Annotated in this window: 7 protein-coding genes and 1 tRNA gene; 2 read left to right on the top strand and 6 right to left on the bottom strand. The window is 58.4% G+C overall.

Annotated features, from left to right (window positions below; genetic code table 11):
• Window positions 1-28: 28 nt before the first annotated feature.
• The 5 genes from QCE48_RS00045 to QCE48_RS00025 form a co-directional block, all read right to left on the bottom strand.
• Window positions 29-835 carry a hypothetical protein gene (locus tag QCE48_RS00045; RefSeq protein ID WP_309786825.1) on the bottom strand — a complete coding sequence of 269 codons (807 nt, stop codon included), beginning with the start codon at window positions 833-835 and terminating at the stop codon, window positions 29-31.
• Between the two features lie 218 nt (window positions 836-1,053).
• Window positions 1,054-2,289, bottom strand: a complete 1,236-nt coding sequence (locus tag QCE48_RS00040) for a DUF3322 domain-containing protein (RefSeq protein WP_309786826.1) — start codon at window positions 2,287-2,289, stop codon at window positions 1,054-1,056.
• On the bottom strand, window positions 2,264-5,617 hold the full coding sequence (locus QCE48_RS00035) for an SbcC/MukB-like Walker B domain-containing protein (protein ID WP_309786828.1): 3,354 nt from the start codon (window positions 5,615-5,617) through the stop codon (window positions 2,264-2,266). The genes QCE48_RS00040 and QCE48_RS00035 overlap by 26 nt, the downstream gene beginning before the upstream one ends.
• Entirely contained in the window at window positions 5,614-6,351 is a 738-nt protein-coding gene (locus QCE48_RS00030) for a DUF4194 domain-containing protein (protein WP_309786829.1), read from the bottom strand. Before QCE48_RS00030 ends, QCE48_RS00035 begins: the two co-directional genes overlap by 4 nt.
• The gene (locus tag QCE48_RS00025) at window positions 6,335-7,804 is read right to left on the bottom strand and encodes a DUF3375 domain-containing protein (RefSeq protein WP_309786830.1); all 1,470 of its coding nucleotides are present in this window, start codon (window positions 7,802-7,804) and stop codon (window positions 6,335-6,337) included. The genes QCE48_RS00030 and QCE48_RS00025 overlap by 17 nt, the downstream gene beginning before the upstream one ends.
• A gap of 139 nt (window positions 7,805-7,943) precedes the next feature.
• On the opposite strand from QCE48_RS00025, the gene QCE48_RS00020 reads away from it, so the two are divergent.
• The gene (locus QCE48_RS00020; RefSeq protein WP_205803150.1) at window positions 7,944-8,855 is read left to right on the top strand and encodes a YafY family protein; all 912 of its coding nucleotides are present in this window, start codon (window positions 7,944-7,946) and stop codon (window positions 8,853-8,855) included.
• Between the two features lie 410 nt (window positions 8,856-9,265).
• Window positions 9,266-9,341 (top strand) — tRNA-Ala (locus QCE48_RS00010).
• 225 nt (window positions 9,342-9,566) lie between these two features.
• Here the strand turns inward: QCE48_RS00010 and QCE48_RS00005 are convergent.
• Window positions 9,567-10,727, bottom strand: coding sequence for a hypothetical protein (locus QCE48_RS00005; protein ID WP_309786832.1), 1,161 nt, complete (start codon window positions 10,725-10,727; stop codon window positions 9,567-9,569).
• Between the last annotated feature and the right edge of the window lie 240 nt (window positions 10,728-10,967).

Genomic DNA, 10,967 nt, shown 5'->3' with positions numbered 1-10,967 from the left:
CGACGCCAGCCGGCATCTAGCTCAAGTTTCAACGCTGATGTTGGCCAATCCAGTAGATATGGTCCAAAGAATCTACAGAGAGCTCAAATTTCTGACCTTGAAGAAGCGGCACGCCGTAAGCCCACCATTCGACTTCGCCACCCGATGCGGCAATGTGTTCCAGCTCTGCTAGCGCGCGCAAAAGACTGGTGGGTGCATCTGATGCCAGCGCCTTACTGACCTTAATTTCGAACGGTATGAGGTCCCTGCTTTTTAGCTGCCTCGGCCACGTATTCATATCTTTGATGACCAGGCAGTCATTCTCCGCAAGGACCTTCCCTGAACCGTTATATACGCGCTCTACATGCCAAGGCGACAACCTGCTCCCTTGAAACGCGCTTCCGTACGTCAGTTTTTGTTTGTAAAGCGATAAGTCATGGGCGTCGAGAATTTCGCGGAACCGTGCGTTGTATGCGGCACTTCCGCGCTCGAGCCCGGCTGCGACAGCCTGCTCGTATGCATGCTTCCGTAGCCGCTTGTATGCGTGGACAATGGGCCGGAGCTGTGAAGTGGTAAAGCAACTTGAAATGGTCTTGTCGGAGTCAATCAATCTGCGACGCCGGACAATTTCAATCGCATCCGGCGGTGCTCCAAGCCCATCGTCGCCGGGTTTGCGTACGGATGACGCCTTTCGTCGGCGCACCAAAGCCTCAGGTATTTCGATTTTCCCCACGACGGTCCGCTTTGATGCCTCTGACGGGGCGTTCGCGCCAGCAGTCACACCATCGCCCGCCTCACCGTTGCAACCATTGCGGTGGGCGGTTCCGTTCGGAAGTTTGAAATGTGGCGCCTTCACACACTCCGTCACGATGCATCGGTCTTCGAACGGAACTTCACAGAAGGGGCACTTGTACGGACCGTATGAGTTACCGGTCTCCCCGAAGATTTCTTTGAACTCAGAGGCGCTGCGTACGTCCCCGTTCCTATCCATGCCAAGCGAACTCAAATCGCTCCCCTTTTCATCGCCAAAAACGGACGCATAAGCTGAGAAACTCCGTACCAAGCTTCCCGACCTCAAGACAGCTGGAGGCCGTTCGGAGAAACGGATAGTCCCACGCCTTCCTCGACGTTAGTCCGACCCTCAAGCGCATGCACTAGCGTTTCTATCGACGTAGCCCAGTACAGACGCTCTTGCTCAAGACGGACGCGCTGCCCCCAGCTACCAGCGCGTAGGTTGTCGTAGACGCGTCGCTCTTCAGCCGTCAGTTCATCAAACGGGACATTGGGACACAGTGAAAATTCCTCCACCCACAGCGGGCGGTGCGAAACCAGTGTTGCTTCGTCCATAAGTACCGACCGAAGCTGAGGCATGACCCTGCGGGCGCGGTCGAGAATTGCAAAACCGTGAGTGTCGATGTCACCCCAGTAGACAATCTGCGGCCCGCGCAACCATCGCAGGACATGCAACGCACTCACCGCATTACCAAGCCGCATGATTGCCACGGTACCCGGAACATCCGGGAGTGCCATGCCCGTCTCAAGATTCTCGACAATAACCACTGCTTTGGGCTCAATAGGCAGCGTCGCAAGTTCAGCTATAGGTGCCTCGATGTCACAAAGGCCACCGACCCGTTCGCGCAAGACTGGGCATAGGAGTCGGATTCGGACCCTGTGCGCAGGTTTCCTCAGGCCGGACAAAGCATGGAAGTCGGTGTCGTCGACAGTGACTCCGCGCAACGACCGAAGGAGCCCCGCCACCAGGCCCGTTCGCTTCTCCAACCACTTCGTGTCAAGCCCCTCGACAGGAAGTTGCCGAAGATAGAGTCCGGAATCGGGATTCGCTTCCAGCCATGTCAACAGCGTCACCAGCCGCTCGAAGTCTGCCGGATGGTAGTCGGCTAGCACATCGAACCTCGATGCCAAGAACTTGTTTTTTGCAAGCACCGGCCAGCGATTCAACATCTGCTGATAGCGCTCCGTTGCAGTTTCCCAGCGCCTGGTCTGACCGACGGCAGTCGCAACCGCAGTCGCATTCGCGAAGCTCAGGCTGACAGGAAGGCGATGCCGTCCAAACCGAGCAAATTGGCGCTCTTCGAAGACAACTTCACCCGGACCCATTCTCGACTGCCAAGCGGAAGCCCATGTGCGGACCGCCGAAGCATCCTCGGCGATGTCCTTGTCGGTGGGAGCACCCAGCGCGACGACCAGCGGCCAAGCTCCCTCCCCAGCAAGCCAGCTCTCGTGCTGGTTATTGAAGCGACGAACAAGGAACTCGCGCGCCGACTCAGGAGACAGCAGTTTCTTCGGCATTGCGTACGTCCTGAGTCAACTTCAAGCGATTGGACTCGCCGTCGTACTCGATGGGTATGACGGCAGATTTCTTGCGGTCCTTTATATGCACGAAGCATGCTCCCCCGATGAAAGGTTCCAGTGTCATCACGGATTTCAGAGGGGTGGCCACAATCATCTGAAACCCGAATGTCTTGAAGATGTTCATCGCCATCGCAGTGAACTCTGCATCGGCTTTATCGAAAGCTTCGTCGAGCACCACGGTGGAGTAGCTCGGAAGCGCGCGGTCCTGGCCGCCAAGCTGATAGCGCAGGGCTGCCGCCAGGCAGGTAGCAGCCAGCTTCTGGCGCTGTCCCCCCGACTTTCCTGCGCCACTACGGTAGACCTCCACCTCGACGTCGTCCTCGTCAAGCTCGCGAGCAACGAACTCCACGTGCTGCCTGACGTCGAGCACCAGATTTCGCCAGTTCCTGTCCACAGTTTCCTGGCTGGCGAGGCGCTTAACCAAGGCAGCCAACGTCTTGAAGCGCTCTTCGGCCAGGTCGCGGTCGTTCGAGAACGAGTGGCTGAGCGACTCCCTCAAACTCGCGCGGAAGAGCCGCACATCCTCGAGCGACTTGTCGGTCGTTTCGATGACGAGGTGCGTTCCCGGGTTGAACGGCGCCGTCTCGAGGCTCTCATTGACCAGTTCCATGCGCGAGCGAATTGCCGAGCGCTCCTCGTCGAGCTTGGTAGCCAGAAGAGTTAGGTTCTGGTCGCTCTGCTCGCGTAGCAACCCAAAGAACCGGTCTTCGAACGCCGGAAGGTTGTCATCTTCCAGCCGCTTGAGCTTTGCCAGATAGTCGTCGGCGCTGGCCAGCGTAGCGTCCAGACCACCAGCAACCGAAGGCCACAAGCGGTTGAACTCTACGAAACGCTGGACGATAGCATTACGCAAGTCGCCCAAGCGACTCTCAATCGCACGCAATTCATTGCTGAGGCCCCGGTCCACCTGCCCGTTCACCTGGTCAAGGTTGTCGACAGTAACCTGCTTGCCGGTGGCCGCATACCGCGCTTCGATTTGGGCGGCGAACGCCGGTGGCCTGTCAGAGGCGGGCCACAAACGAGCCAGCTCGGCCAGCTTGACATTTAGCTTCTCGATGTCGGACTTGATGGAGCGACCTTTGACATCCTCATCGTTCTTCTTGCCAACGGCCTTGGAGTGGACGTCCTCCTGCGTCTTAATGCGGTCATCCAGGATGGCAAGGTCCGGCCTGGCGTCCCGCTCCGCGTTGAGGCGTGTCGTCAAGTCGTCGATGCGGGCCAGAAGTGCGCCGACGTCGACGTCGTTCCACGTCAGGTTCGACAGGTTCTGGCAGTGCAAGAGCTGTTGTTGCTGGAGGACTTCTTCATCCCCAATCTTGTCCAGCGCCATCCGCAGTTCAGCGATGCGTCCGCCAAGCTCTGCTGCCTTGTTCCTGTACAGAGTGAGCTTGTCCTTATTGTCAAAGCCCAGTACCCACTGGCTGCGGTCATTGACTGAGTGGCGGTCGTTCTTCTCGTGCCGCACCGTGTTGTGTTTGACCAGGCCCTCTTGGGTGACGGCACGAGGGGCATTGCGGAACGCGTGTAGCGTGTCGGTGCACTCAAGGTCGTATGAGTGCTTTAGCTCCTCCCGCACCCATTCACCAAAGCTTCCCTGCGCGAAGTTCAGCTTTCGCACCAGAGAATTGGGACCAGGCGTGCGTCCGGATGTCTGCTGGACAGTCCGAAAGTACACCAGTCGCTCGCCAATGTTGCGCTCGTTCAGGTAAGCCGAGACCGCCGGGTAGAGCTTCTCATCCACGAGGATAGAGCGCGCGAAACCGCCGAGGACGCGCTCAATGGCGCCCCGCCATTCGGTCGAATCAGAACGCACTTCCACCAGTTCGCCCGCGAAAGGCAGCTTCGCCTCGGGTATCGAAAGGTCACGGGCCATGCGCTCACGCAAGTCCACGAGCCGTGCCGGAAGGTTGGACCTTTGACGCTCCAGGGCTTTGACCTCGGCCACCGCTGTGGTGAATTCTTCACTGGCCTGCCGATGGTCTGCCTTGAGCTGGTCCTTTCGGTCCTCTACTTCCTTCGTCAGGTCGTGAGCCCTGAGGACTCGCTGTTTGGCCGCTTCGACTCGCTGGACGAACCACACCACGCTGTCAGGCATCGCCCATCCCATGACTTTGCACGCGACAGCCGCCTGGTCACGCTTATTCATCCGGACGAGTTTATCTGCCTCCGCCGCCTTGATGCTTTCTTCGAGACGAACCAAGACATCAGCCCCGATTTTGAGCTTCTGACGTTGTAGGTCCGTCAGCTTGACGGACTCGTCATCGGCAATCTGCGAGAGACGTTGGACTTCCTGCCGCGATGCTTCCTCGTCGACCTCCAGCTCTGCAATCCGCTCGTCCACGAGGACCTTGCGACGGTGCTCTCGATACTGGTCAATGGCAGTCTGGATTGCCTGCAGCCCGTTGCGGTCGTTGTTGCCACGTTCAAGCTCCATGTGCTCTTCCCGCGCCGGCTTGAGCATCTGGATTTGGTTGCGGGCAGCCACTACCTCCTGGTGTGCCTCGTTCAGTTCACCAAACTCGTTGATTAGGCTGGTGGCGATGGCGAACGTCTCAGGCTCATCCAGCATGAAGTCCCGCAGGAACACGTTGAGGTCGCCGAGATTCTTCGCCGACTGCGTCTTATGCAGAAGGCGGAGGGCGCGCTCGTTATCGATGTCCAGCAGACGACGAAAGCGCTCCTGATATGCGCTGAATTCGGTGTACACCTTCGCATCGAGCAAGTCGTGTTTGAAGCGGCGGGTGTCGAACTCGTTCTTGGCGAAGAACTCCAGTTCCTGAATCTCGAACTCACGCTCGAGGGTGAGGTACAGCCGTTTGGCGTCGCTTGACGCCGTGGTGTTGCCCTTGACCCATAGGACTTGCGCGAGCACGACCACCCGACCTTGTGCATCGCGGTAGGTCTCGGCGATGGCAGACCAGGTCGTGCCGCCGCGAAGGTATTGTGAAACGTACTCGCCACCATCTCCCGTTTGCTGGGCCCAAGCCCCCCTAATGTAGGTCATGGCGCTGCGGTCGCGTCCATGTCGGTCTGCTTCACGCGCTGCAACGTTGAAATCCAACCACTTCGGTGGCGTCAGCAGCGCCGCGTGAGCGTCCAGAACCGTCGACTTCCCCGAACCAGACGGCCCCACGAAGAGGTAGCCCTCTTTGGGGATGGGGAAGTCGAAGACGTTGGAGAAGGTTCCCCAATTGAACGTCTGTATGCGCGTAAGGCGGAACTGGTCATCGCTGCCGTCCAACAACACGTGCTGGTCGATGCTCACAGCGAGTCCTCCTCGTTTTCGGCACTGCTGGCCGATGCATCGTCTTCAGTGGCGTTGCCTTCGCCGGTGTTTATCGCGTAATGCGAGGACGCCAGAGCGGCATAAGTTCGTGTCAGGTCTTGAATTTCTTCAGCCGAGAAGAGGAGCTTGAGCGTCGGTGAGACTTCGTACCTCTCGCCAGAGCCGCGAACGAATTGCAGCAGGCTGAGCTTCTTGGCTTTGTCGACGGCGTTGACGATTTGCTTCTCAAATTTTGCGTGGTCGGGGTTGTTCCCCCGTTCGAACACCGACAGGTGTTCTTGCATGTCATCGCGCGACACGACAGCCCGTTCGCCCTGCGCGTCGGCTTGAGTCAGGCGCTGTCGCAAGAAGAGCAGCAACGCTGTGTCCAGGAAGGTGAGCGATGCCTTGCGAAGAAGGATGGGGACATCGATGTCCTCGGAGGCGACCTGCCGCGTGAACGCGACTCGCTGCTCGTGGTCAATGACGACCTCGAGAAAGAGGTCATGCATGCGCGAGCGGACGACGGCTTCATCGCGAAGCAGCACCGGCCAGAGCTTTGACTGGCGCCGGGCGTCCACGGAAGGGCCCAGAAGCAGTTGTACCAGCACCCGCCTGGTATCAATTGGAAGCGAACCGGTATCGCCTCGGAACGTCGCAGTCTCAGCAACTGGGGTATCGGGCGCGTGCTCGCCAGCGACGCTTTCGTCGGTAGGGTCAGTCAACGAGTTCAAGATAGCGCTCCCTCATGAAATAGATGGTTGGAATTTTGGCGCGACGCTGGGTCGCGTCGTCGCCTTCCCATGAGACGAGCTCGGTGCTGTCCGTGACCTCGCCGTGCCTGGCACCCAACGCCACATAGCCAACAACGCTACCAAGACCTTGTTCCGCTGGAAACTCGGTTAGTGTTTGAGCAATGGTGACCTGCGACTGGCGCTCGAGAATGGTCCGCAAGTGGGCTTTGAGCGTTCGAAAGTCGATTTCCGACTGCCGCACGAGCTCGCTCACGGTTTCCAGGTCGAGCTCAGAGGGTTCCGCAACCCGCATTGACGAATCCGTCACTCGTTGCGTGGGGTCATAGAGCGCCCACTGTGATACTGACCGGATGCGGCTGCTAGACTGCATGAGCTCGAAACCAACCTGCTCATTAGGGCGAACTGCATTCTTGGCGGTGAGCGCTGCCTGCGTTGCTTCTTTCAGTAGGCGGTGCAGCCGCCGGTGCTCAAGAAACTCGCGGCTCTGCACGAAGCTCTTGAGGCTCCGTGCAAAGTGCTGCGACACGTCGTGTACCGCTCGTCCTTCGTTCAACAGAGCGCCCGTTAGCCCATGCAGGAATTTGCGTTCGTGCGATTCCAACTGTCGCGCAAAGGGCCGGCTCGTCACTTCGTCCAACGACTCTCGAAGAGTGGCGGCTTGCTCGCTGTCTGTCAGCAAACGCCAAAACGCGTTGAAAGTGCGACCAGCATCGCTCTCGCCGATAAGGTCAACGCCGGCAAAAAGCTGTTCAAGCACGTCACCACGGCTACCTTCGTTCTCCATGAGGCTCTGCCGCAGCCCCCGGTTCAACCGCTCGAACTCGTCACGGACGCTTCGGAAGTCGGCCGCAAGGTCTTGGGCCAGAGCGATGACTTCGCGCGCGCTCTCGATGGCGCGGTCCGGGGGCAGCACCTTCGCGCTGCCACGCTCGACATCAGCGATGGCCGTGTCGATACGCTCGCGCTCAGCGCGCAGCGCTGCCAAGCGTGCTTCGGGGTTGGTATTGGTCTCTTCAGCCAGTCGCGACAGTTGGTGAATGACCACTGAAAGCCGGCTCTCTGTGGCGGTCGTTCTCGGCGTCAAGAGTCCCGTGACAAAGCGCACCGAAGTAAGCGCTTCGGCCGACAATTCGTACTCTTCTTCGGGAGCCCCGAGGGGAAACCGGCGCGTCAACCAGCCTTGATTGAGCCACTCAGAGACGTACGCTTGGGATGTTTGGGGAAGGTCTTCGCCGGTCGAGCGAAGCGAGTCGATGTCACGAGCGAGGCGCTCATGAAGCACCGAACTTGGCAACGCCTTGTCAGTGCCCGTGAAAAGCGACTGGAACAAGGCAATTATTACGGGTGCCTTGGTGGCTGCCAACAGGCGCCAGAGGGGTTGCTCGCGCAGATTGCGCAGGGCCGCTGCGCCCCGAAGCGCCTTCACGCCCATCTCCCAACGAAACGGTAACCAGTGACGCTATCCACTTGGACCTCCGAGACAATCTGCTGGAGCCATTATACGACTACTTTCTATACGAGTCTAGTTTTTATTCGCACATCTTTTTACTACTCGTGAGAGAATTCCGACGATGCCCGAACGCTTGCCCACCACATCGGACCCAACAGGGTCATCCAGTAGCCGCGCCCCTGGTCGGTGGAGCCAGGACCGTCGCCTGGAATTCATTGACTTTCGACTTCGGTGGGACGGCCGTCTCAACCGCAGTGACCTCACAGAGTTCTTTGGCATTTCCGTGCCCCAAGCGTCGCTAGACATCGCTAAATATACGGAACTGGCGTCGACTAACTTAAATTACGACCGCAGCTCCCGGGTCTACATAGCGTCTGCCGACTTTAAGCCGCTGTACCCGTCGAGCGACTCTGGTCGCTATCTCAACGAGTTGTTGTCGCACGCTTCCGGGCTGGACTCAGAGGAAAGCAGCTTCATCACTTGGGCGCCTCCGGTCGCAACAGTGCCACATCCAGGTCGAACCATCCGTGTCGATGTATTGGTCGCGCTTCTTCGAGCCATTCGCGAGCGCTGTGCGATACGCGTGTTGTACCAATCGATGACACGACCACAGCCTTCCCCGCGTACGATTTCTCCGCATGCACTTGCTCACGATGGCTTCCGCTGGCACGCACGCGCCTACTGCCACATGCGCAACCAGTTTCTGGACTTCGTTGTTGCGCGCATGCTGGAGGTTGACAGCTTTGAGCCGGCCGCCGCAAGTCCGGATGATGATGTGAAGTGGCACACCATAGTGCCTTTAGTATTGATTCCGCATCCCGAACTGAGCAAGTCGCACAGACTTGCCATTGAACTTGATTTTGGGATGGAGAACGGACAAGTCGAGTTCCATTGCAGACAGGCGTTTCTCTTTTACGCTCTGCGACATCTGCGCCTGGACCTCGAAGGCGAAGCCAAACCGGAGGCGCAGCAGATTGCTCTAAAGAACCGGTTAGAAGTTGAGACGTACATGTTGAACGAAGGTGCATTTTGATACGCGCCTTCTGCCGGACATCAGTGTTCCCGTTCCGCTCGACCGGACGAATGCATCGACGCCGGACTACAACCTGCCGCCACATTTGGATTGCCGGCAACCTCGCATCCCTCGCCGACCAAAACCCCATCGAGTTTGAGAGTTATCGCTTTGACGCGCTGGATTACCACTATGGCATCGCTGAGCGCACCCGCCTAAGGAGAATTGCGTGAACGCGCGGCAACAGCCTGGAGAAATCTGGATGGTCTCCGTCTCCCAGATTGAAGTCATCACCCCGGGAACGGAATGGGCGGGTATTCGGAAATCGTCGACAACTTAAAGGCCATTGGTCTCAAAAGGACTATCGTGGTCACGCCCCGACACATCGCATGGAAAATTAATATTCCGCCATGCTAATATTGCAACGACGTGGGGCGGTAGCTCAGCTGGGAGAGCGTCGCGTTCGCAATGCGAAGGTCGGGAGTTCGAGCCTCCTCCGCTCCACCAAAAATTTGCCTTTTGAAAGCGCGCTCCGTCCCGCGACGCGCTGCTTTGCGTTTCGATGCGGCCTGCGCCATCTGGTGCGCTCCGCTGTTGCCGCCTGAACACGTCAGTGCAGCACATCGATGCAATAGGTTGGCCACGACGCTGGACGCCTTCGCAGCAAACGCTCGCCAGCGTTCTGAATACCATCGTTACTGACTCGGCTTACATACGGCCGGCAGCCAACCGCTAGAACTCACCGTATCCAGCTGGCGCATTGTCCATATCGTCCCATCGGCATTCGACAGTCGGGTCCAGCCAGTCCGCAGCTCGTCGCAGCCATGTGGCATCAATAACATCGTCGGACGACTTCAGCTTCTTGAGGTCGAACTCGTTTGCGAGCGTCCGCAGGCGATTCGCTCGCTCAAGCTTCGAGGCCCATTCTTCGACCCGTTTGAGTTGCTCAGATGCCGCTCGACGAACCGCCGCCAGCCTTGCGCGTTCGGCCTCTTGCACAGCGGCGGCTGCCCGTTGTTCAATCCGCATCTCGGCTTGTACAGAGTTGCGTATAACCAGATGTCGAAGCCTTCCAACGAACGCCTGCATCTTCGTTTCCACTAGGGCGCTCCGACTGTCCGCAGCGGTTGCCGCTGCATAAGTGCTTCCGACACTGAAAGCCGATATTTCCAATTCGTTCGTGGGATGGTAGACGTAGCCTTGGCTGTGCAGGTTGTATCCGGCGCGCTTGTTTTCGGCCAGTTGCTCGCGGGACAATGGGATATTCTCCTGGCGGGCTCGCTCCCTCACGCGGAACGTCAACCTGCTGCCAAGCAGAGTCACATATGCGGGCTCGTCCTCTTTGCCGCCAGATGAAAGCGAATATCCTGCGCCCGTTAGTGTCTCGATAAGCATGTTCAGCACGAGAAGCGCGCGCAGCGAGTTCTGCGGGGACACGGCGGCCCGCATCAGTCCGGCTCCTTCGCAATATGGCCATGTCCGCGAATCGCGCTGCTTACCTTCGAGCTTTTTCGCCATCCGTTTGACCAGGGGCACGCATTCGTCAATAGATGTGCGCATGCTGACGGATGGCGCATCCGGGGCACCGGTGGCGTCCTCATCGATTCGCACCTGGGTGCGCAGTAACAGCTCATCGTCCTGTGGGTTTCTGAAGACCGAGCGTCGGTAAGTTGTGGCTCCCTTGGTCGGCGGCAGCGATGGCTTTTTCACGGCCTTGCCGGCAGCAAGTTTTTCCCAGTAGCCGCGTGGTGGGACTGGAACATCCAGGCTCAGACAAATCTTTCGAAGACCCACATCAGACACTTGATACCTTTTTGACACCTTGCTGACTGGCTCCGACCAGATTTCTTCATACAACTTCTCGCGTTCAAAGTCTTGATGGACGTAGGGCATATAAGTACACGGTGTGTTTGGCAGAGTCCTGCAGTAATTCCCGACAGATACTCACACGGACGATTTTGAACTACAGAAAGCACGCGCATCGAGGTTTGGCTAGGAGCACAGACTTGCGATGTACCGCGGGCCGGTGCCGTATGGGCGGCGACAATGGTTAAGTCCGGTGTAGCGACATTCATCTTGGCCGGTAGTGAGAAGTCGAAGGCGGCGTAGCCCCGGAGACGACGAGCTGCCGGC

It is taken from the genome of Caballeronia sp. LZ024, assembly GCF_031451455.1.
Taxonomy (GTDB): domain Bacteria; phylum Pseudomonadota; class Gammaproteobacteria; order Burkholderiales; family Burkholderiaceae; genus Caballeronia; species Caballeronia telluris.
This window is presented reverse-complemented; position numbering and strand designations above follow the sequence as displayed.